We start from the raw sequence: 20,941 nt of genomic DNA, 5'->3' as shown, positions 1-20,941 counted from the left end.
GCAATCGGGTATGCACGATATGAACAACGATCAAGCGAGACGCGATATGAACGTCAGCAAAGCGCTCCGTGATCGCAAGAGGATGAATCTTGCGGCCATCGTCGGAGCCTGGATGAAGCCCTGGCGCGGGGCGTTGCTTATGGCGATGGCTCTGATCAGCGCGCCGGTGATGGCGCAGGCGCATAGCGTGGGCGAGACCGCATTGCTGAAGGCGGAAACGGATCGGTTCGAAGCCGAGGTTCGTGGCGATTGGCGATCTGTTGCGGACAGCTTCGGTGATGAGTTGGCTTATGGTCACGCCTCGGGCTTGATGCAAACCAAGGAGGAGTATTTGAAGGCGCTTCGCGCGCCCTCGATCCCCGTGCGCGGGGCTGTGCTCTCCGAGCGCTCATCCCGGATTTACGGAAAAATGGGCGTGACTCATGGTGTGGCCGCCTATGACATCGGTGACGGAAAGCCCCGGATTGCGCGCATCATTGGCGTCTATCGTCGCCAAGGCCACCGATGGCTGCTGATCGCCTGGCAGAATACGGCATTGCGCCGCTAGATCCCCAAAAACGTGGCCAGGAGAATGCGAGTGAAACGGATCATCCTTCTGGGCGCGGTCTGCGCCGTCACTTGTATCCAGAATGGCCGCGCCATCGCTCAGGATACGCTGCCGGCGGCGATCACGATTCCAGCGCCGCCCGCCCCGACGCCCGTTGCGCGCGATCCGATTTCCTTGCCGGGGGATAATCTGCCGCCGCCGCTCGCCATCGCTTTGGCGATTCAGGGCACGACCGGGCCGCGCGCGCCTGCACCACGCGCCGTCATATCAGGCCCGTCGCTCGATATCGCGCTGGAAGCAGCCCAGGCAGCGCTCGAAAAGTGCCGAGCGGACGATTTGAAAGTCGGCACCGCCGTTTCGGATTCGCTCGGTGTCATGGTGGTGGGGCTGCAGATGAGCGGGGCCAATCCGGGGCGCATATACAATGCGGTGCGCAAGAATATCGCGGCGATCGAATTCGGCGAACCCACGTCCGCAGTCCGGGAAAAATTGCGGGCGAAGGACTATGCCACTTTGCTGCGCGTGAGGCCGAACATGACGCTCTTTCCGGGTGGCGTGCCTCTGATTTCCGATGGCAAGGTGATTGGTGCCATCGCGGTCAGCGGCGCGACCGCAGAGCAGGATGAAGCGTGCGCCGCCGCCGGCGCAGCCGCCGTTTCAAGCAAGCTCTGATGCCCTGTCTGCGTCGCCCTACATGGCGGCGAGCAACGCCTTCAACCTTGCCATAGAGGCCTCGACAGCCGCCTTGTTGGCCGGATTCGGGTCACGGGGATCCTCGCCATAGCGCATGTAGGCGTGATCGGCATTTTCGTAGAGGACGGGATCAAACGCCTTGCCGGCCTTGGCCATGGCATCCTTCGTCGCCTGCAAACTATTCATCACGCGCGTGTCCTTGGTCGGATAAAAGCCATAGATCGGCACTTTGATGGTATCGACCGGAAGCGGCGGATTGTTGGCGCGATTTGGGCCTTGGTTGAAGATGGGAGGGCCGATGTCATAAAAGACAAAGGCGGCCTTCAGCGCCGGGTTATAGGCAGGATAGGTCGCATATCGGAAGGTTGCGCCACCGCCCCATGACAAGCCGACGAGCGCGAGTTTGCCGTTGGCGTGCGGGAGCTTGAGTCCATAATCGGCCCAGGCGTCGATCTGCGCATTAACGGATTGATGCGATTGCCCCGTAACCGTGGCGCTGGTGAGCGTCGAATTTTCGAAAGAGGCAACGCCGCCGCCATTGGGCGCCTGGCCCGACACCATATCGGGCGCGATCGTTATATAGCCCATGGCTGCGATCTGATCAGCGGTATTTCGCGTCGATTCGGTCAGCCCGAATACTTCGTGCAAAACAAGGACGACCGGCACCTTCTTGTTCGTCTGCGGGAAGGTGACGAAGGCGCGCAACGTGCGGTCGCCAAGCTGGAGCTTTACCCAAGTGCTGCGCCGCGGCGATTTGGCGAGCTTGGCGGTTGCCCAAGCCTGTTCGCTTTGATGGCTTGCATAGGTGCTTGGCGAAACGCCGGGTGCCGGGATCGAATTCTGGGCGTAAACCGGCAGCGCGATCGCGATAGCTCCCAATAGCCAAGGCTTCATGATCTTCTCCTTCGAAACGATTATCGGGTGCGCAATTGCGCGCTATAGGCGAGCGCGCATTCGTTCGGGATCGTCAGATATCGCCGCACGCCGTCCTTGCCCAAAACAAACGGATGCGGTGCGCCCTTCTTCGGGCTTTGCAGGTCAGCCAGTTTACGGATCGTGCCGTCAAAGTCCGCATGTGGCGATAATATGACATCTGCGCGCGCGGCGGCGGCATATTTCCGAAAGCGGATCGCCGAATCAGAATAGGTTTTGAAGCGGTCAGGCGTGTGCGGGAAATTGAAACCCGTGCCGCCCCACAACGCAATAACGTGCTTCTTGCCCCCGTCTGTCACCGGGATCAGCAGCGAAGCGGTACCGCGCGTATGGCCCGGGGTCAGGTACATCCGGATGGTCTGCCCTCCCAATGTAAGCAACTGGCCATCCTCGATCATCAGATCTTGCGCTGGAGGGGCACCGAAATAGGGTTTGTCGAGCATTCCTGGTGCGAGATCCCAATCGACCTTGCTCATCAGAACACGCGCGCCATATTTGTCCTTGAGATAGGCGGCGCCGCCAAAATGATCACCATGCCCATGCGTCAGCACGATATACTTGATACGCGCCGGATCGAGGCCGATCCTTTGCATTCCGGGTTCGATCCGTTCGATCCAGTCGCCCTTGTTGTTGAGCGTGTCGATCAGGATGATTCCCTCCGACGTATCGACCGCCCAGGCGCTGACATTCTCGACGCCCACATAATAGAAATTATCGAACATGCGGGTGGGCGCAGGCGCAGGACGATAATTACCGCCGCCCGCGATGAATTCGGCGAGCGTCTTCTTCATCCGCCACAATTCGGCATTGGTCGGGCCTGCGCCGCGCAATATATCCGCTTTCGGCAAATCCCATTTGGTGCCCACCGGGCGCGCATCATTGCAGAGCTGGAGCGGGCCGATGAGATCGCGGCGCGCGGCGCGCTTTGCCGCGTCGAAATGGGATTTCGCTTTTGCCGTGATCTCCGGCTGTATATCGTCCTGAGGCCCAAAGCCGGCGGCTTGCTCCTCGGTCAATTGCTGTGCGTTGACCCCGATCCCGATAGGGAATGCAAGCGCTCCGAGCGCGAGAAAAATAGAGAATTTCATAAGCAATTCCTAAATTCTGTTAAATCTTTTCTGCCATTAATTCATCAACACATAGAATTAAATCTATGAATTAAATAAATCATCCAGTTTTCTTATGGGTATTATCATTTTCTTATTGCAACAGGTTTGCGATTTTGCGTTCATCCAGCAGATTAACTTAAAATAATTTTGTTCGCAAAATCAAATTGAAGGATTCAAAAAATGAATTAATGTAGATTGGCTATGGCAAGCCTGTTGAGACTTCCCGCGCGGAGAGCCCCATGAATTACACTCTGACCATCAATGGCAAGCGGCGCAGTGTCGATGTCGCACCGGAAATGCCCCTTTTATGGGTATTGCGAAACGAACTGGGCCTTGTGGGCAGCAAGTTTGGATGCGGCATGGGTGTGTGCGGCGCTTGCACCGTTCACGTTGATGGGCAGGCACAAAGATCGTGCTCGCTGCCAATTTCGGATGTGGGCACCGCCAAGATCGTAACGATCGAGGGCGTTGGTGCCACGCCGGTCGGGCAAAGGCTGCAAAAGGCTTGGCTCGATATCGATGTCGCACAATGCGGCTATTGCCAGGCCGGGCAGATCATGTCCGCCGCGGCGCTGCTTCAGCAAACGCCCAAGCCGGGGCACGAAGATATCGTGTCCGGCATGTCAGGCAATATCTGCCGCTGCGCGACCTATGACCGGATTCAAAAGGCGATACTCAACGCCGCTGGCAAGATGGAGGCGGTTGATGCAGCCTGACACGACCGTGTTGACGCGCCGCGCCTTTCTTTCGGCATCATTGCTCGCAGGCGGCGGACTGGCCCTTGATTTCACGATTCCGGTCCAGGCCGCGGTGCCCGCGGGCGCATCCGTATTGGGCGCTTTCGTCTCGATCGCTCCGAATGGCGCGATTACCATCATGGGCAAAAATCCCGAGATCGGTCAGGGTATCAAGACATCGCTCGCCATGATGATTGCAGACGAGCTCGATGCCGATTGGGCGCAGGTCTCCGTGGTTCAGGCGGATGTCGATCCGGACCGCTATGGCCCGCAATTTGCGGGTGCGAGCCTATCCACGCCGACCAATTGGCTGCCGATGCGCCGCGCCGGCGCAGCAGCGCGGGACATGCTTTTGAGGGCGGCGGCGACGCGATGGAATGTGCCCATCGACCAAATCAAGACGGCTAAAGGACGGTTGATCCACGGGGCAACGAAGCGCTCACTGGGCTATGGCGACGTGGCGAGTGCAGCCGCAATGCTGACGCCCCCCGATTTGCAGACCGTCAAGCTCAAGTCGCCAGATCAATTCTCCATCATCGGCCAGCCGACCCGGGGCGTCGATAGTGGCCGGGTCATCCGTGGCGAACCGCTGTTCGGCATCGATACGCGCCTGACGGGGATGTTATACGCGGCGTATGAGGCACCGCCGGCACACGGTGCGAAACTTCGGTCTGCGGATTTGAGCGCGGCAAAAGCGGCTCCAGGCGTGAAGCATGTGTTTCAGATTCAAGGTGCCGGCGGTCCCGGGGGGGTGGTGGAGGGCATAGCGATCCTTGCCACCAACTGGTGGTATGCCAATGAAGCGCGGGCCAAGCTCGTGCTGGATTGGGATATGACCGCCGCCAAGGGACACAGCAGCGAAGATTATGCCGCGCAAGCCAAAGCCCTGCTGGATGCGAATGCAGGCATTGATTTCGAACGCTCCGGCGATCCGGCAAAGGCGATGGCGGGGGCCGCCAAGCGGATCAAATCGCGCTACGATTATCCGTTTCTCGCTCATGCCACACTGGAGCCGCAGAATTGCACGGCCTTGTATCAGAATGGTCAGATCGAAATCTGGGCACCAAGCCAGCAGCCGCAGCCCGGGCGCGAGCTGATCGCCAAGGAATTGGGCATCCCGCTCGACAAGCAGATTGTGCACATCACACGCATTGGCGGCGGTTTTGGGCGGCGCCTCAACAATGATTATATGGCGCAAGCGGCAGCCATTGCCAAAGCGTTGCCGGGGGTGCCGGTGCAGCTTTTATGGTCTCGCGAGGATGATACGCGCCGTGATTTCTATCGCCCCGGCGGCTGGCATGAATTTGAAGCCGGCGTCGATGGTGACGGCAAAATCGTGGCTTTCACCAACCACTTTGCGACCTTCGGGGCTGATGGCAAGTCTCAGCGTTTCGCCAATATGGCGGAGCGCCACTTTCCGGCGCGGCTTGTGCCAAACCTTGCTTTCACGCAATCCTATATGAAAATCGGCATCCCCATGGGCGCGCTGCGCGCCCCGACGTCGAACGCGATGGCGTTCTGCTTTCAGGGTTTTCTCGATGAAGTTGCGGTCCTGGGCGGGCGTGATCTTCCCAGCCTGATCCTCGAACTTTGCGCCGAAGACAAGATCGTGGGCGATGCCGACGCGCCCGATATTGCTCCCAAGGGATTTCATACGGCGCGCGCACGCGCGGTGGTCGAAAAGGTCGTCGAAATTTCGAAATGGGCAGAACGGCCCAAAGAGAAGGGGCGCGGCAGGGGTTTTGCATTCTATTTCTGCCATCAGGGTTATTTTGCCGAAGTGGTCGATGTCAGCGTGGCTGATGACAAGTCGATCACCGTCCATAAGATCTGGGCCGCGGGCGATGTGGGGCGGCAGATCGTCAACCCGATGATGGCCGAGGCGCAGGTCCGCGGCTCGATTCTCGATGGGCTCGCGCAGGCGCTCGAAGGGCAAAAGATCACATTTACCGATGGCGCTATCGAGCAGAGCAATTTCAGTGATTTTCGCCTCGGCAGGATCGATCGAAATCCCGACGTCGAAATTGCCTGGGTGCTGAGCGATTTTCATCCCAGCGGTCTTGGTGAACCCGCATTGCCGCCCGTGATCCCGGCTTTGACCAATGCGATTTATGCTGCGACGGGCACACGCGTCAGATCGCTGCCCATAGAGCTTTGAGCGAAAGCTGCGCCGGGTGCCCGCACACTCACGGCGTTTCAGATCTTGCAGCCGGTGGCGGCGCGCGAAACGGTTTGCACCGTTGCGTCGCCTTCGCGGCCTCTGAACGCGATGATCACATGGCGACGAACGCATTTTTAATGCCACCCCCGCACCATCTGCGCACCTATTGAAGATACGAAATCAGAAAACGACAGGGAGGATCAGGATGGGCGTGGTTACCGATTTGTCCGGCGGTGTGCGTGCCCCCTTTGCACGTCAGCCGATGCCATGACGGTTGCTGTGTCGCCACGCGCCAAGGGGTTTGGCAACGTGCGCTGGATGGTCGTCTTCTGGATGTTCATCGTTGCAGCCGTTTCCTATCTCGATCGCAACAACATATCGATTGCCGCTGCCGCCATTCAGGAGGAGTTCGGTCTTTCCAACGTCCAGCTCGGTGGCGTGTTCAGCGCTTTCGTGATGGGTTATGCGCTGACCCAGCCGATCGCGGGACGAATTGCAGATCGCTTCGGGCCTTATCGGGTCATCGCCTTCGGAATTATCTGGTGGAGCCTCTTCACCGTGGCCACGGCCCTCGTTCCCAGCGGTTTTCCATTCTCTCTGACGGCCTTGATCGCCGTGCGCTTCCTGCTGGGTATCGGTGAGGCTGTGATCTTTCCCGCCAGCAACCGTCTGGTGGCAAACTGGATTCCTGCCGGAGAGCGTGGTCTTGCCAATGGCATTATTTTCGCTGGCGTCGGCATCGGCGCCGGCATCGCGCCCCCGTTGATCATCTTCATTATGGTCACCTATGGCTGGCAATGGGCCTTTCATGCGAGCGCATTAATCGGCCTGGTCGTGCTGGCCATCTGGTTGCTGCTGATCCGTGACCGCCCCCGGGATCATCCGCTGATGACACAGGCAGAGCTGTCTCTGATCGAAAATGGCATGACGGCCGCGGCGCGCGGAAAGCCGGCGACCTGGAGCATGATCATCCGGCAGAAATCCGTGGGGTTTCTCGCTGCGAGCTATTTCGCATTCGGCTATGTCGCCTACATCTTTTTCACCTGGTTCTTCCTTTACCTTTCGAAGGTGCGCGGGCTCGATCTCAAGGCGAGCGCGATTTACGGGATGCTCCCTTTCATCGCCATGGCGCTCGCATCACCGCTTGGCGGATGGATCAGCGACCGGCTGGCACCGCGCTATGGGGAGCGCAAAGGACGTTGCTGGACAGCGGCCGCGTCCCTGGCGCTTGCGGCGATTTTCGTCGCTGCGGCCACGCAGGTCGATAGTGCCGAGGTGGCGGTGCTGTTTCTCGCTGGCGGGGCCGGGTCGCTCTATCTCTCTCAAAGCGCGTATTGGACGCTTTCGGCCAATCTGGGCGGAAATTCGGCGGGCTCGGTTTCGGGTTTCATGAACATGTGCAACCAGATCGCGGGGATATTGACTGCATCGCTGACCCCGTTCCTGGCCGATCGATATGGCTGGACGCCATCATTTCTGCTTGCTGCTGCCATCTGCCTTTGTGGCGCAGGCGCATGGCTGATGATCGATCCGGAGGACAGGTTGGAGGCATGACACGTTTCGTGTGCTTCGGCGAGTTGCTGATCCGCCTGACCCCTCCAAACCGGCAATTGCTTCCGCAGAGCGGCAATGTCGATCTTTGGCCAGGGGGCGCGGAGGCCAATGTCGCCATCGGCCTCGCCGGCCTTGGTCATGCGGTGTATATGGTATCGCGCGTACCCGACAACGCGGTGGCCGATATTTCCATCAGGGCGCTGCAGGGCGCGGGCGTCGATTGCAGCAACGTCGGCCGGGGCGCCGGACGGATGGCGCTCTATTTCATGACCCAGGGCGCTGGCCTTCGTCCTTCGGAGGTCATTTACGATCGCGCCGACAGTGCTTTCGCGCGGGCGGGTGCGGAGGATTATGATTGGGATCGCGCGTTCGATCAGGCCGATCATCTTCATCTTTCCGGGATCACCGCCGCGCTCGGGCCGAAATCGGCCGGAGTCTCGCTGGCGGCAGTGCGCGAAGCGCGCAAACGGAATTTGACGATCTCTTTCGATCCGAATTATCGCGCCACATTGTGGCAGGCATGGGATTGCGATGCGTCCGCCATCCTTGGCGAAATTGTGAGCCTGGTCGATATCCTGTTCGGCAATCATCGCGACGTCGCATTGTTGCTCGGTGGAGATCATGCCGGCGATTGCCAGGAGGACAGACGCAAAGCCGTAAAGGCCGCTTTCGGCGCTTTCCCCAATCTCAAGCTCATGGCCTCCACATGCCGTGACGCGGCCGAGGTGGACACGCATCATATGTCTGCCCGGATTGATGCGCGCGATCGTTTCTTTGAAACTGCCAACCTTGCCCTGCACGGCATTATCGATCGTATCGGTGCCGGCGACGCCTTTGTGGCCGGGGTTCTCCACAGCCTGGCAAATCACGAGGGAGACCTTGAAAGCGCCGCGCGGAGCGGACTGGCGCTGGCGGCCCTCAAGCATAGCGTGCCCGGCGATGCGTCCCAATTCAGTCAGGCCGATATAGACAGGGCGCTCGTCGGGGGTCGGGACGTGCAGCGTTAGGGTTCAACAAGTGTCATGTGAGGAAAAGCCATGAAAGCCACGATTACAATTCTTGCCACGATGATGCTGGCGACCGCGCTGCCGGCGCAACCTGCTGCAGCGCCCGCAGCGAGCGACCCCATGATCGAAGCGTTCCGTCTGGTCGAAGTCTCCTCTGTCGCGGATGCGATGGAGCAATTGTATGGTGAGCGGAATTACATGTCGCATGAGATGCGCCCCTTGTTTCCCACCAAGTTCGCCGGCCCGGCGGTCACGGTGCTGGTCAAGCGCGAGGAGCATAAGGATGGCAGCGGCGCGCTTCAGGGGATGCTCGACGCCATCGACACGGCAGCGGTTGGCTCGGTTTATGTCATGGTGCTGGAGGGCGAGGACAATGCCGACTTCGCCGGTGTCGGCGGCATCATGTCGACCACGATGAAGAATCGCGGCCTGGCAGGTGCGATCGTGGATGGTGGCGTGCGTGATACGCCGCAACTCCAGAGGATCCAGTTTCCTGTCTTCAGCAAATCGATCGTGCCATCCACCACGGTCAACCATTTCCGTTTTGCGGGTGCGAATATCACGGTCGATTGCGACGGGGTCAAAGTCTCGCCAAACGACATCATCGTTGCCGATATGGACGGGGTCGTCGTGGTGCCACGCGCGCGCGCCGGCGAGATATTGAAGAAGGCCCGCGAACTCGAGTGGACGGAACACAGCATGTATCCCTTCATCGAGCAATATCGGTCGATCAAGGAAGCCGTCGCCAAATTCGGTCGTCTTTGAGCGGAGCAGCGGATGCGTACCCTTCTGCCTCTCATACCTCTCGTCGCCATGATCGCACCTGCACAGGCGCAATCGACGGCTCCCCCGGCCTTCGGACAATGCGCGACCTGCCACGCCATCAAAGCCGGTGGCGCGAAAAAACTCGGCCCTGAACTGAGCAATCTTGCCGGCAAGCCAGCGGCAGCAAAGCCGGGCTTCGTTTATTCAAAGGCGCTCAAGGCCGCGAAGATCGTGTGGACCGACGCGAAGCTTGACGCCTATCTGGCGCAACCGTCCAAGACGGTGCCGGGTACGAGCATGGTTTATGGCGGGATGCGCGATCCCAAGGCTCGCGCGGCGATCATCGCCTATCTCAAATCACTCAGATAAGTGAGTCCCGCTTTCGTTCGCTGACGCCTTCAGCCTGACTCGGTATGCTGGAGGGTCGTTCTCCGGCATACCGATGGCAGGTCAAACGCGAAGCATGAGCGACGATGGCTGCGCGGTCACCATGATTGCGCCAGCAGCTTCTGAAGCCGTGCCAGCGATTCATGACGCGCGAGGATATTGGCTACATTCTTGTTTCGCGGCTCATCCCCCAGGCGCACGAACATATGTTCGGATCCGGGGTACATGATCGGCTCATATCTCTTGCCCGCCGCGGCCATTCTGGCCTTGGTGGCTTCGAGCGACCGTGTCACCCGAGGATCGAATTCCGCATAAAAGCCATAAACCGGCGCTGTTACATTTTCGACCGGCGCGGCTGCCGGAAAGGCGTCATAGAAAAGGAATGCGGCGCTGATGTCCTTGCGCGACGTGGCGAACCAGGCGGCACGTCCTCCGCCCCAGGCAAAGCCGACGACCGCCAGTTTGCCGCTGGCCTGCGGCAGCTTTAGCGCATAATCGGCCCAGGCATTGAGATCCGCCGTCCAGCCCAGATCATCCTTCACTTTGGCGCGGTGGGCCAAAAATACGCTGCGCACGTCGGGAAATGCGCTGCCGCCTTTGCCATTGGGCGCAAGCCCGTAAAGGAAATCGGGCGCGACGACGATATAGCCCATCGCGGCGATCTGATCGGCCATATCGCGCGCCCACCGGTTAAGCCCCTGATCCTCGGGGATCATCACCACAACGGGCGCCTTTTCCGGCCTGTCGGGATAGACGACAAGCGCACCCAATTCGCGACCATCGCGCGTGATGGTGATATCTTCATGTCGGCGCGAAGACAGGGCCACCTTGGCCGTGCGCCAAGTGTCGACACCGAGCAATTCCTCCACCAGGATTACTTCGTCGAGCGTGAGATTGCCCTGCTTGCCTTTTTCGAGCAGCATATCTTCAACCGATTGTCCCGAGGCCGTGGCGGTGCTTCCTCCTGCCTGCGCCGGCGATGCCGTCTGCTGTTGCGAAATGGCGGCGCTGGACAGGCCGAGCGCGCTCAGGCCTCCCAGCAACATAAGCATGTGAACCTTCACGATAATCCTCCTCCGCTTCACCCCCGCCTTTCCATGACGCGTTGCGTGGACGTGGTGCGGTGTCAGTTAGGCACATCCGGAATCGAATCAGCCATAGAAAAACTGCCATGACCGATTACCGTTGCGGCCAAAGCCGCCCTGCGCGGCGATGCCGCCAATTTGCTTGGCCATTTAACTGTTCCGATGCGCCGGCAGCATGATTTTATGGGCCTGGAGATTGCCGCCGGACTACAGATGGCCCCATGCCCAAGCGGCGAAGGCACGGGGAGAGACAGGCATGAAATACATTTTGCTCGCTGCAACAGCCCTGTGTGGCCTCGCCTTTGCCCAAAAATCCGCGGCATCGCAGGATGCGCCTGTGCCGCACCGGCAAGCATCGTATCGCGCCATTGCGTTCGAAAATGAGCTGCTTGCCATATTGTGGATGGATATTCCGGCCGGCAAGGCCTCCAACTATCATGTGCATAGTCAGGATATGTCCTGCGTGGTGATGGAAGACTATCCACCCGAAGGATATACCCAGCCGCTCAATGGCCCGCCGGGCAAACCGCGCAAGCCCAAGCGCGGAGACCTGAGTTATGTCAGCTATTTCGGTAAGCCGACGAATACGCATCGTGATGTGAATCCCGGTATCCTGCCGATGCACCAGATTTGCCTGGAACTGAACACAGCCAATCCGCAGGGCTTTGTAACCGCCGAGCGCCCAGCTCAGGGCTATAAGCTGGAAATTGACAATGATCGGGTGCGCGCGTGGCGATTGACGCTCGAACCGGGCGAACGCGCGCCGGCGATAACGCAGATCGCGCCCGGCTTAAGAGTGGTCATCGATGGTGGTGAACTCGAGGAATTATCGGCGGGACATCCAAGCCGAAGCGTCATTCTGCGCGGCGACCATTTTTACTGGCAGTCTCCCGGCGTCACACGCAGCGTGCGCAACACCGGAACGACCCGCATCGAATTGGTCGAGTACGAATTCAAATAGAAGCGGGCCGAACTGGCATCCCGAATCTATTTTTCAGGCGCGGCTGGCGGCGGCATGTGAAGCGCCAGAAGAACAAGCTTTCCATCGGACTGGCTCACGCCATGTGCCGTTTTCGGCGAAATCATCAGAACATCGCCTTTGCTGATCTTCCGCTCTTCGCCACCAACGATGACCTTCGAAGCAAGGTTGGTCCGACGGTAGCGAAAGGGATCCTTGAGTTCGCCCCCGATCCGCATCGAGCCTGATCCCTCAAGCACCACGAACAGTTCGTATTCCGTCTGATGGATGGTGTAATCCGGCGCGGGAATATTGCGATATTCTATCGACAGCACGAACGGCCCGACCGCGCCGACGCTTCTCATGAAGGGAGGCTTGGTCTGCCACGGCTGCCCGGCGGCTTCGGCCGCTCTGCCCTCAGCGATATAGTCCGAGATCTGCTCGGCTGAAATAAAGGCAGGCGGAGCCGCCTGCGCGGCATCGATCATCGCCTGCTCGGCCGGCGATGGCTGCTGGTTTGCCGGCGCTGCGGGCGTTTGCGCGCACGCAAGCGCGGGGGCCACGGCCAACAACAGCGCGCATCCTGTGCGGTCGATCATTTTCATCCTCGGCTCCCTCTCCACCGCGCTGCGTGTCCGGATGGACTGCTAATCGGCGAATTCTGTTTGAAGGAAGACTAATGCTGAAAGGCCGCACAATCCCATCACAAAAAGTGTCCTGGGCATGAGATTGGCTCCGATCTCCGCGATTGGCTGACCGGCATGGCGGCAATCCGCGGCCGGGCGTGCTGGTCAACGATCTTATGCGGGGTACGCCGATTTGATTGGGCAGATCACCCCGGTGTCTTCTATCGATCGGGGCTCCGGGAGATCGGCTTAAAAATGAGCGGCTCTTCGGTAACCAGTCCGGCGCGCCAACAAGGGCGGCCCGGAAGCGTGAGAGGATGATAGTTCATGCGTTCAGCGTTGTTCAAGATTTGCGCTCTTGCCTTGCTGCCAATGGGCGGCGTGGCTTTGTCGCAGCCGACCCACGAGGCGGTCGAGCTTGTTGATTCCGCTTATCATGTGCCCGTTTTCAGCAATGAGTTCATCACCTTGCTGAAGGTTCAAATGCCGCCTGGGCGTGGATCCGATTTCCACCATCATCGCCAGGATCAGATCAGTGTGTACATGGCCGACTATCCGGCCGAGGCGGAGGGCCAGGAGCCGGGTGAACCGGTGCACCGGATCCGTCCGAACGGGAAGGGTCCGTATATGGGCGACGTATCCTTCAGCAATTTCACCAAGAAGCAGCTCATCAATCGCGGGCAGAATGGCGGCGCCACCACCATGAAGGTGCTTCAGGCCGTGTTCAAAAGCCCGTCGCCTTACGGCTTCAATCCGCAGCCTCGCGAGGGCTATACGCAGGTGCTCGACAATGATCGTGTCCGCGCCTGGCGTTTGATCCTCGCCCCCGGGCAAAGTGCGCCGGCCATTTCGCAAACGGCACCCGGAATGCGCATCGTCGTCAAGGGCGGTGATATTGCGGAGATTTCAGAGGGCAAGCGCGATCGGGGCATGTTCCTCGATCCGGGCGATTTCTTCTGGCAGGATGCAGGACCAAAACGCGTCGTGCGCAACATCGGCACGACGACGGTCGAGCTTGTCGAATTCGAACTGAAATAAGCGCCTATGGAGCAGGGCGAGCGCATCATCGATACGCTCGCCCTGCTCCATCGAACCGATTGTCTGCCGGCGATCAGCCCGTATGGCTTCCGGCGTATGCGATGCCTTTGTTGATTGCCGAAAAATCCCGCAGCGGGAATGTCATCAGGAAGTTGAATCCCTCATCGAGCAGGCGCTCGACATTGTTGGCGTTCACATGGGGATGCCCGATCGCGACATTATGCCGCTTGCAGATCCGGCGCACCTCCGCCAGCGCATCCAGCACGAGCGGGTGATCATATTGCCGGGGCACGCCGAGTTCCTGACTGAGATCGCCTTCGCCGAAAAGCACAACGCCCACGCCTGGCACCTGTGACAGGATCGCATCGAGATTTTCGATGCCTTTGGTATCTTCGATCATCAGGATGACCAGAATTTCGCCCTCGGGATTGAGCGGCCAGACATCCGCCTTGCGATAATATTCCTGCTGGGTCAGCCCCCAATAGCGCGCCGCCGCCATAGGGCCATCGCCACGAAGCCCTGCGGGATGATAAAGCGGTTTGTCCTGAAGGCGCGCATAGCGACAGGCGGCAACGGCGTGATACGCCTGATCAACCGTGCTGATCCGCGGCCACACGATCCCGTAACATCCCAAATCGAGCGCCTGTTTGGCGAACCATTGGTTCTTTTCATCGCCACTCGCAGGAATGCGGGCCATCGGGGTCACCTTGGGTGCGAGCGATCCGGACTGGACCATCTGGCGCCGGTTCAACATGAACTGAAGCGAATCTCTCAGCGCGGAGATATCCCACGGATTATGTTCCAGCTCAAAAATCACTCCGTCATTCGGCGACTGGCTGAACGTGATGGCGGATTCCTTTTCCGCATAGATGAATGACGTGAAAGCGGGCTTTCCGGCCTCAAGCTGACGGATTACACCGTTAAGGCGCGTCGACGCCAAATCAATTTCCATGCACACTCTCCATCATGTTGCAGGCGGATGTCCGCCTCCAATGAAATCCGACCTGCGACCTTGCCGATGTACGGATCGTATCACGGGCCGGACTGACACCGCCCTTCGGATAGCGGAGTGTGCCGAAGAAATGACGATGCGATTGCCATGCCGGAGCATAAGGTTTTGCTAAACGGATTATCGGCAATCCGCTGCGATGACAGCATGACACCAATGTTATGCACTGAGCAGACGATTTTATTATATCGAAAACTTGATCAGGATACCGTTGAGAACGGCACAGGACGTCGGTCAGAGCCGGCATCTTCGACGGGCTGGGAGGCGTGTGCGATGTGGAGAAATTCTGCGCCTGGCAGCCGCTATTGGCTAAAAATTCCGCCGACGCTACGTCATCGTCAGCCGCGATAATGTCACCGGTTCAAAAAAAATGCGCGCTATGAACGCGCGAAGGAGAAGAGCTTGCCCACATCATCGCACATTGAAATCCCGGGAGGTCGCGTCTCGCCGAACGCGCTTGTTTCCATCGTTGACGCTGTGCTGAGGGTTTTCGGATGAGTGCAAATGTAATGTCGGGACCACAAGAACGGCTCAACAGCCGTCAGTGGCGGGTGATCGCGATCTTCGCGCTGGGCGCGATGTTTGAATTCTTCGACAATTACGTGATCGCGTTCGTGCTGGCCTTCATTGTGAAGCCCTGGGCACTCAGTGTCGGCGAGTCCGCCACCGTTCTTCTTTCCTCCGGTCTGGGAGGGCTTGCGGGATCTTTGATATGGGGTGCGGTGGCCGATCGCTATGGCCGCAAACTGGCCTTTGTCGCCTCTCTTCTCGTCACGGCTACGGCGAGCCTGCTGCTCGCTTTCACGCCCGAGGGGAATTGGGTCTATCTCGCCTCCGTCCGGGCGCTTGTCGGGCTTGGCGTCGGCGGATTTTTCGTGCCGATCATCCTGGTGCAAGAGATCGTGCCTGCGAGCCGCAAGGGCTTTGCGAGCGGCTTTCTCTCAACAGCCGCGGCGAGTGGTCTGGTATTGGGCGCGTTGAGCGCTGCGACGATGACGGATGTTCTAGGTTGGCGGGGGCTGTTCCTGCTCGGCACTCTGCCCGGCTTTCTGGCGATCATCGCCTTGAAGGCACTGCCTGAATCACCGAGCTGGTTGGGCGGCAAAGGCCGGGTGGATGAAGCCACCAAAGCGCTGCGCTGGACTTCGGGCGATCCGGAGATCGTGTGGACGGCACCTGCGGCGAGCGGCGCGGCCAAAGCCAAATCAGACACTGCAGCACTCATCGCCGGGATCGTCACCAACTTCGGTACGGTGACGGCCTATACCGCGCTGGTCATGTGGTCGCCCACTCTGATCGTTCAGGTTCAGGGCATTGCCCCAGGTGAAGCGGCGAAGCTGATGATCATCATTGCTGCGATCGGGATGACTTCGCGGCTATGTATCGGTGCCATTTCCGATCGGGTCGGGCGACGCCGCGCCGGCATCTCGGTGTGCATCGGGGCGGCGTTGAGCGTCATGCTCGCCAGCTTCGTGGCGCGGGGCGTGATCGTCGGGCAGGAGCATTTCTGGATGGCGCTCGGGCTGGCCTTCGTTTTCGCCGATGCCTCCTTTGCGGTGCTGGCGGCTTACACGGCCGAGATTTTCCCGGCGGCGGCGCGTGGACGGTCATCCGGCATCAGCTATGCCGCTGGTGGCGTGGGCAAGGTCGTCGGTCCTCTGGGCTTCGGTCTCGCGATCGGCGCTTCGAACGTCTTGAAGCCGGAGATGACCATCACCGCCGTCTTTGCTGGGTTCGGCTTTATCGCCATTCTCTTCGTGATCGCAGCCGGCGCCTATGCCTTCATCCGGCCGGGGTTGACGAGGCGTTAGCCGAGCGGCGCGCCAATTCGGCACCGGCCTGGGGATGGAAACGGATGTTGGCGAAAAAGGAGCATAAGGAAATGCCGGTGACCACCCAGAACGCCAGTGAAAAATCGGTAAAATCAGGATCTTCTGACCCTTCCCTTGCCGCCATGAGCTGGAGCACCGTGGCTGCGGTGCAGATCCCAAGCGAGAGCGTCAACTGCTGGAAAGTGGAGTAGAAGCTGGTGGCGCTGCTCATGCGGTCTGCCGGGATCTCATCATAGGCGATCGTATTATAGGCGGTGAACTGGAAAGACATGAAGAAGCCCGCGAGCACCAGAACGCAGAACATCGCGGACACAGGCCAACCCGGCTGAAAAAACCCGCAGGCAGCATAAGTGCACCCGCCAAGCAGACCCATCAGCACGAGGCCATTGCGAAAGCCCAGGTGACGCAGGATCCTGACAACCTGGCTTTTCATGGCAAAAGTGCCCAGCGCGGTCGCGAGCGTGATCGCGCCACTTTGAAACGCCGTGAAGCCGAATCCGAGCTGCATCATAAGCGACAGCAGATAGGGCTGCGCGCCCTGCGTGATCCGCGTGAGCGAACCGCCGATCATGGCCAGACGAAATGTCGGAATGCGCAATAAGGACAGATCGAGAATGGGATCGGATGATCGGCTCGAATGCCAGAGATAGACGACGACCATCACAGCGCCCAATAGGATGAGGGGCCACCCAAGATGAGGTTCGTGCGCCGGACCTGCCAGTTCGAAACCGAACATCAGCGCGCTGAGCGCCAGTCCAGATACGACGAACCCCGTCCCGTCGAACCGGCGTGAGGTGCTGCTGCGCAACTCGGGGATGAAGCGGCCGATCAGATAGATCCCGACCGCACCGATTGGCAGGTTGATCCAGAAGATCCAGCGCCAGTCGAGAAATGTGACGATGAATCCGCCAACCGGCGGACCCAGGATAGTGCCCAGCAACCCCGGCATAAGCAGCCACGCCTGCGACGCGACGAACTCATTCTTTTCGACTGAGCGCAGCAGCACGAGACGGCCTACGGGCACCATCATCGCGCCGCCCATCCCCTGAACGAAGCGCGCGACCGCGATCGTGAGCAGCGAGGGCGCAAGCGCGCACACCAGCGAACCGGCCATGAAGATCAGGATAGCGCTTCGGAACACGTTGCGTGCTCCAAATCGGTCGGCCATGTAGCCGGATACCGGCACGAACACCGCCAGCGCGAGTAGATAGGCAGTGACCGTAACACTGACCGCGGGAGGCGTGACGCCAAAGTCGCGCGCCAGCGTCGGCAGTGCCGTGGTCAGCACGGTTGCGTCCAGATTTTCCATGAACAGCGCGCTGGCAATGATCAGGGCGATCAGCCGATAGTCGCGCACCACCGGCGGCGCATCCGCCTGTATGGCCGGCAGTGTTTTGGTCACGATATTGCTCTCAATATCGGGATCGACTGCCCTTGGCCGCCGAAATCCTGACTTGAGGACAGGAATGATCCGGCGGTATAGTTCAAACATCTGGTCAACTCAGCGTGGGCGGTGAAGTGGTGTCAGCCCGCACCCCGACTGGTAATATGGGGCGCGCGCGGCGGCTTATTGCGTGACCTGCTTGGTAAACCGCTCGCTCGGCTTCTCCCCCGAATCATGCGCCAGCCCTGGCCCGATCGGCACGATATGCGAAGCGCTCGATGCGTTGAAGCGTTCGTTGCTGCTCCAATGTTCGTGCATCTGATCCCAGGGCGAGACCCAATAATCGAATATCTGGCTGCCGAGCGCATGGCGGGAAATGCCGCGGATATGTTCATAGTCGCCGACCGTCTTCAAATGATCGTGACCGAAGAAGACGTCGTTTACATCCTCCACCTCGAAAGAGACGTGGTGCATTCCCGCACGCGCGTTCCGGTTGACGAAAATGACGTGATGATCGACCGGCTCATCACCGGCATCGATCCGGTAAAAGGCGCCGATCAGCGCGTTCGAATCCTTGAGACGCAGCTCGTCGGTCTTGATGAAGCCCAGCGTTTCATGGAACCATGCGAGCGTTTCCTCGACGATCGGCGTCGCGAAAACGCCGTGCGCCACGCGACGCACCCGCGCCGGCCCCTTGCGCGCATAAGGATCGAAAGAACGCCGCATCTTGGGATCGCAATCGATCTCGTCCGCCGTGGCCATGCCATGCACGACTTCGATCTGATACCCGTTGGGTTCGCGCAGCACGACGCGCCGGCCACCGCCTGGCACGTCCATATCCTCAATCGCGGATGCGCCGGGGAGCTGGGCGACTTTCTCGAGATCCTCGGCAGTGCCCGCCTCATAGGCAAAACCGATAAAGCCCGGGTCACCCTTTTCGGTGATGTGGATAAAGGGCCGTGCCCCGTTTCCGCGCATATAGAGCGCGGTCTCGGTCTTGAGTGCGGTGACCAGACCGAAATCGACCAGGAATTGCTCCATCTTGTCGAGATCGGGTGCCCTCAGGCGGCACCAGGCAATGTTGCGGGCTTTGATAACGGGCATGTGTCTCTCCGGTCCTTACCGCTTATCGTTGCCGAGCGATGCGGTAAATTCGTCGAATAATTCATCAACGCTGTAGGCGCGCGGGATCAAGCCCTGTTGCACCGCATAGAGATTGGCGAGATCGACCGCGGTGCGAACCTTGTCAACGCCATAGGGTTCGCGATCGAGCATGGCCGTGGTGGGTGCGGGATCCATGGCCATGCGCGCATCGTGCAGCAAACGGAAGAATTCGCGCACGGCATCGGGGCGCTCATCCAGAAGCTCCTGTCGCACGGCGAGCATGTGATTGATCGGCACTGCGCCATGATGTGTCCGGCTCCAGTCCGCAGCGGCCGAAGCGGGATCTGCAAGCAATTTGCGCACCCGCGGGTCTTCGGGCGCGCCGCTGATAAAGGCCGCGTGAAGCTCGCCGCCCACCAGCATATCGAACAGTTGCTTGCCTTTCTCTCCACGCACCACGCCAGGCGGATCCGGAAATTCCTGAACATGCGGTTCCTCGAACGTAACCCATTCGATCGTGGACAGATCAACCCCATAATCATTCTGCAGAAAGCCGCGGACCCAGGTGGGCGTCGTCTGCGAATACATCCGCATACCGATGCGCTTGCCTTCGAGATCCTTCGGCGTTTCAATGCCTGCATTGGTCGATACCAGCAGACTGTCATGGTGGAATTTTCCGTTCACGACATAGGGCAGCAGCGCATAGGGCTTGCCGGCCGCCTTGGCCTGAAGAAAAGTGATGATCGATACTTCGGCCACATCGAACGCCAGTTCGCGCACCAGCGGCTTGAACCCCTTGGGAGCCTGAGCGATGTCGGCGATATCGAGTTCGATGATGTCCGAAGCGATGCGCGCCTCGCGCAGCGCCTGCGTTTTGGGATATTCACCGATCAGCGCACGCAGTTTGAGCTTGCCGTCACCGTACACCTTCAATTCTCCTGATTCTTGCTGGCGGGTTCGATGGGCAGAAAGAGCGCCTCGAGCGAAGGCATGTTCTTGATGAATCCCTGATCCTCGGAATAGCGCACCAACGCCTCGAGCGATGGCTTGTTGGCGGTAAAGCCGTAGGGCAATGGATCGCCGACCAAATCGGCGAGCTTGCGATAACGGCGATCTTCCGCTTCATCGCGGACACCGGCGAACACATCAGCCAGATAAAGCGTCTTCGCCGCGACGAACGCATCCATCAATGCCTGCGGCAGTTCCGGATTGGCCGCCAACACGTCGTTCCTTACGGTGATCAGCCCATGAATTGGATAGATGCCGGTCTTCTTGAACCAGGCGGCCTCCAGGGGCGCGGGCTTATCAAACATGTCGATATAGCTTTCGCCTTCGGGAGGGTCGCCGATCCCTGCCAGGCCGGCAAATCCCGCATCAAGCTCACCACGCGCAAACAAGGCAGACAGTTTCTCGTCCACGCGCGTGACATTGGGTGGCAGATCGGCGTCCGGGATATTTTCCTCTTCCTCGGTGATCCAATGCACCTTCGAAGTGTCCAGCCCATATTCCTCGGCGAGCACGCCACGGGTCCATGTCCCGGCGGTGACCGTATAAGCGCGGATGCCGACGCGCTTGCCTTCCAGATCCTTGGGCTCGCTTATGGGAGAACCCTCGCGGCGCACCAGGCCGGCATGACGGAAACGGCGCGTCATCGGGATCGGCAATGCCGTGATCGGCACCCCCTTGGCGCGCGCAATCAGATAGGTTGTCGGTGCCAGTTCGCACACGTCGAATTCGGCGGTGCGCGCCATGCGGCGATAGGCGTCCGGCATCCGCTTGAAGGTCTCGAAATCGAGCGTGGCACCTTGGACCGTGATCTCACCGGATTTCAATCCGGCGGTCTGGCCGTGAGGACCAAGCACCGTGCGCAGCCGCAATGTCATTTTTACCTCTGGTTCAATTCGCCGGCCATAACGGGCGCGGCTGCTCCAGATGGGAAAGCACGCCGGCATTTCGGACGATAATATGAAGACCATGCGAGGGCATAAATTCGGAGGTGCCACAGCCGCACG

Annotated in this window: 20 protein-coding genes; 11 read left to right on the top strand and 9 right to left on the bottom strand. The window is 59.6% G+C overall.

Annotated elements, in window-relative coordinates; all coding sequences use genetic code 11:
* The first annotated feature begins 46 nt into the window (after nt 1-46).
* Entirely contained in the window at nt 47-547 is a 501-nt protein-coding gene (locus FHS49_RS18800; RefSeq protein ID WP_184021999.1) for a nuclear transport factor 2 family protein, read from the top strand.
* A gap of 30 nt (nt 548-577) precedes the next feature.
* On the top strand, nt 578-1,219 hold the full coding sequence (locus FHS49_RS18795; RefSeq protein ID WP_184021996.1) for a heme-binding protein: 642 nt from the start codon (nt 578-580) through the stop codon (nt 1,217-1,219).
* Between the two features lie 18 nt (nt 1,220-1,237).
* Here the strand turns inward: FHS49_RS18795 and FHS49_RS18790 are convergent, their stop codons facing one another.
* The gene (locus FHS49_RS18790; protein ID WP_184021994.1) at nt 1,238-2,134 is read right to left on the bottom strand and encodes a dienelactone hydrolase family protein; all 897 of its coding nucleotides are present in this window, start codon (nt 2,132-2,134) and stop codon (nt 1,238-1,240) included.
* Nucleotides 2,135-2,154: 20 nt separating this feature from the next.
* Nucleotides 2,155-3,261, bottom strand: coding sequence for an MBL fold metallo-hydrolase (locus FHS49_RS18785; RefSeq protein WP_184021992.1), 1,107 nt, complete (start codon nt 3,259-3,261; stop codon nt 2,155-2,157).
* Between the two features lie 260 nt (nt 3,262-3,521).
* Here FHS49_RS18785 and FHS49_RS18780 point away from each other — a divergent pair, with 260 nt between their 5' ends.
* The 6 genes from FHS49_RS18780 to FHS49_RS18755 all read left to right on the top strand — a co-directional run bounded on the left by FHS49_RS18780 (nt 3,522) and on the right by FHS49_RS18755 (nt 9,875).
* The gene (locus tag FHS49_RS18780; protein WP_184021991.1) at nt 3,522-3,998 is read left to right on the top strand and encodes a (2Fe-2S)-binding protein; all 477 of its coding nucleotides are present in this window, start codon (nt 3,522-3,524) and stop codon (nt 3,996-3,998) included.
* The gene (locus tag FHS49_RS18775) at nt 3,988-6,177 is read left to right on the top strand and encodes a xanthine dehydrogenase family protein molybdopterin-binding subunit (protein WP_184021989.1); all 2,190 of its coding nucleotides are present in this window, start codon (nt 3,988-3,990) and stop codon (nt 6,175-6,177) included. The genes FHS49_RS18780 and FHS49_RS18775 overlap by 11 nt, the downstream gene beginning before the upstream one ends.
* A gap of 270 nt (nt 6,178-6,447) precedes the next feature.
* Nucleotides 6,448-7,734, top strand: coding sequence for an MFS transporter (locus FHS49_RS18770; protein WP_184021987.1), 1,287 nt, complete (start codon nt 6,448-6,450; stop codon nt 7,732-7,734).
* Complete coding sequence (locus tag FHS49_RS18765) at nt 7,731-8,741, top strand: sugar kinase (protein WP_184021984.1); 1,011 nt, start codon at nt 7,731-7,733, stop codon at nt 8,739-8,741. Before FHS49_RS18770 ends, FHS49_RS18765 begins: the two co-directional genes overlap by 4 nt.
* Nucleotides 8,742-8,771: 30 nt before the next feature.
* Complete coding sequence (locus tag FHS49_RS18760) at nt 8,772-9,506, top strand: RraA family protein (RefSeq protein ID WP_221240589.1); 735 nt, start codon at nt 8,772-8,774, stop codon at nt 9,504-9,506.
* 12 nt (nt 9,507-9,518) lie between these two features.
* Nucleotides 9,519-9,875 (top strand): c-type cytochrome, encoded by a 357-nt coding sequence (locus FHS49_RS18755; protein ID WP_184021981.1) that lies wholly within the window; start codon nt 9,519-9,521, stop codon nt 9,873-9,875.
* 116 nt (nt 9,876-9,991) lie between these two features.
* Here the strand turns inward: FHS49_RS18755 and FHS49_RS19740 are convergent, their stop codons facing one another.
* On the bottom strand, nt 9,992-10,957 hold the full coding sequence (locus tag FHS49_RS19740) for a dienelactone hydrolase family protein (RefSeq protein ID WP_184021978.1): 966 nt from the start codon (nt 10,955-10,957) through the stop codon (nt 9,992-9,994).
* A 196-nt stretch (nt 10,958-11,153) separates the two neighbouring features.
* On the opposite strand from FHS49_RS19740, the gene FHS49_RS18745 reads away from it, so the two are divergent.
* The gene (locus tag FHS49_RS18745) at nt 11,154-11,939 is read left to right on the top strand and encodes a cupin domain-containing protein (RefSeq protein ID WP_184021976.1); all 786 of its coding nucleotides are present in this window, start codon (nt 11,154-11,156) and stop codon (nt 11,937-11,939) included.
* 26 nt (nt 11,940-11,965) lie between these two features.
* Here the strand turns inward: FHS49_RS18745 and FHS49_RS18740 are convergent, their stop codons facing one another.
* A complete protein-coding gene (locus FHS49_RS18740) occupies nt 11,966-12,424 on the bottom strand; it encodes a cupin domain-containing protein (RefSeq protein WP_184021973.1) in 459 nt (152 codons plus the stop codon).
* A 465-nt stretch (nt 12,425-12,889) separates the two neighbouring features.
* On the opposite strand from FHS49_RS18740, the gene FHS49_RS18735 reads away from it, so the two are divergent.
* Nucleotides 12,890-13,600 carry a cupin domain-containing protein gene (locus FHS49_RS18735; RefSeq protein WP_184021970.1) on the top strand — a complete coding sequence of 237 codons (711 nt, stop codon included), beginning with the start codon at nt 12,890-12,892 and terminating at the stop codon, nt 13,598-13,600.
* A gap of 73 nt (nt 13,601-13,673) precedes the next feature.
* On the opposite strand, the gene FHS49_RS18730 is transcribed toward FHS49_RS18735, so the two are convergent.
* Complete coding sequence (locus FHS49_RS18730) at nt 13,674-14,552, bottom strand: HpcH/HpaI aldolase family protein (protein WP_246351068.1); 879 nt, start codon at nt 14,550-14,552, stop codon at nt 13,674-13,676.
* Between the two features lie 566 nt (nt 14,553-15,118).
* On the opposite strand from FHS49_RS18730, the gene FHS49_RS18725 reads away from it, so the two are divergent.
* A complete protein-coding gene (locus FHS49_RS18725; RefSeq protein ID WP_184021967.1) occupies nt 15,119-16,420 on the top strand; it encodes an MFS transporter in 1,302 nt (433 codons plus the stop codon).
* Here the strand turns inward: FHS49_RS18725 and FHS49_RS18720 are convergent.
* From FHS49_RS18720 to FHS49_RS18705, 4 genes are all read right to left on the bottom strand, one after another.
* Entirely contained in the window at nt 16,392-17,843 is a 1,452-nt protein-coding gene (locus tag FHS49_RS18720) for an MFS transporter (RefSeq protein ID WP_343053029.1), read from the bottom strand. The genes FHS49_RS18725 and FHS49_RS18720 overlap by 29 nt on opposite strands.
* Nucleotides 17,844-18,008: 165 nt before the next feature.
* Complete coding sequence (locus FHS49_RS18715) at nt 18,009-18,929, bottom strand: VOC family protein (RefSeq protein ID WP_184021961.1); 921 nt, start codon at nt 18,927-18,929, stop codon at nt 18,009-18,011.
* Nucleotides 18,930-18,944: 15 nt separating this feature from the next.
* Complete coding sequence (locus FHS49_RS18710; RefSeq protein ID WP_184021957.1) at nt 18,945-19,856, bottom strand: ABC transporter substrate-binding protein; 912 nt, start codon at nt 19,854-19,856, stop codon at nt 18,945-18,947.
* 2 nt (nt 19,857-19,858) lie between these two features.
* Nucleotides 19,859-20,812 carry an ABC transporter substrate-binding protein gene (locus FHS49_RS18705; protein ID WP_184021954.1) on the bottom strand — a complete coding sequence of 318 codons (954 nt, stop codon included), beginning with the start codon at nt 20,810-20,812 and terminating at the stop codon, nt 19,859-19,861.
* Nucleotides 20,813-20,941 lie beyond the last annotated feature (129 nt).

This window comes from Sphingobium boeckii, from assembly GCF_014199215.1.
In the GTDB taxonomy this organism is placed as follows: domain Bacteria; phylum Pseudomonadota; class Alphaproteobacteria; order Sphingomonadales; family Sphingomonadaceae; genus Sphingobium_A; species Sphingobium_A boeckii.
This window is presented reverse-complemented; position numbering and strand designations above follow the sequence as displayed.

Bases quoted from the DNA above. Each gene is read 5' to 3' on its own strand.
- FHS49_RS18705 (WP_184021954.1), bottom strand. From the start codon at position 20,812: ATGACATTGCGGCTGCGCACGGTGCTTGGTCCTCACGGCCAGACCGCC.
- FHS49_RS18730 (WP_246351068.1), bottom strand. From the start codon at position 14,552: ATGGAAATTGATTTGGCGTCGACGCGCCTTAACGGTGTAATCCGTCAG.
- FHS49_RS18800 (WP_184021999.1), top strand. From the start codon at position 47: ATGAACGTCAGCAAAGCGCTCCGTGATCGCAAGAGGATGAATCTTGCG.
- FHS49_RS18770 (WP_184021987.1), top strand. From the start codon at position 6,448: ATGACGGTTGCTGTGTCGCCACGCGCCAAGGGGTTTGGCAACGTGCGC.
- FHS49_RS18760 (WP_221240589.1), top strand. From the start codon at position 8,772: ATGAAAGCCACGATTACAATTCTTGCCACGATGATGCTGGCGACCGCG.
- FHS49_RS18735 (WP_184021970.1), top strand. From the start codon at position 12,890: ATGCGTTCAGCGTTGTTCAAGATTTGCGCTCTTGCCTTGCTGCCAATG.
- FHS49_RS18745 (WP_184021976.1), top strand. From the start codon at position 11,154: ATGATTTTATGGGCCTGGAGATTGCCGCCGGACTACAGATGGCCCCAT.
- FHS49_RS18755 (WP_184021981.1), top strand. From the start codon at position 9,519: ATGCGTACCCTTCTGCCTCTCATACCTCTCGTCGCCATGATCGCACCT.
- FHS49_RS18780 (WP_184021991.1), top strand. From the start codon at position 3,522: ATGAATTACACTCTGACCATCAATGGCAAGCGGCGCAGTGTCGATGTC.
- FHS49_RS18765 (WP_184021984.1), top strand. From the start codon at position 7,731: ATGACACGTTTCGTGTGCTTCGGCGAGTTGCTGATCCGCCTGACCCCT.
- FHS49_RS18790 (WP_184021994.1), bottom strand. From the start codon at position 2,134: ATGAAGCCTTGGCTATTGGGAGCTATCGCGATCGCGCTGCCGGTTTAC.
- FHS49_RS18740 (WP_184021973.1), bottom strand. From the start codon at position 12,424: ATGATCGATGCCGCGCAGGCGGCTCCGCCTGCCTTTATTTCAGCCGAG.
- FHS49_RS18725 (WP_184021967.1), top strand. From the start codon at position 15,119: ATGTCGGGACCACAAGAACGGCTCAACAGCCGTCAGTGGCGGGTGATC.
- FHS49_RS18775 (WP_184021989.1), top strand. From the start codon at position 3,988: ATGCAGCCTGACACGACCGTGTTGACGCGCCGCGCCTTTCTTTCGGCA.
- FHS49_RS18785 (WP_184021992.1), bottom strand. From the start codon at position 3,261: ATGAAATTCTCTATTTTTCTCGCGCTCGGAGCGCTTGCATTCCCTATC.
- FHS49_RS18715 (WP_184021961.1), bottom strand. From the start codon at position 18,929: ATGCCCGTTATCAAAGCCCGCAACATTGCCTGGTGCCGCCTGAGGGCA.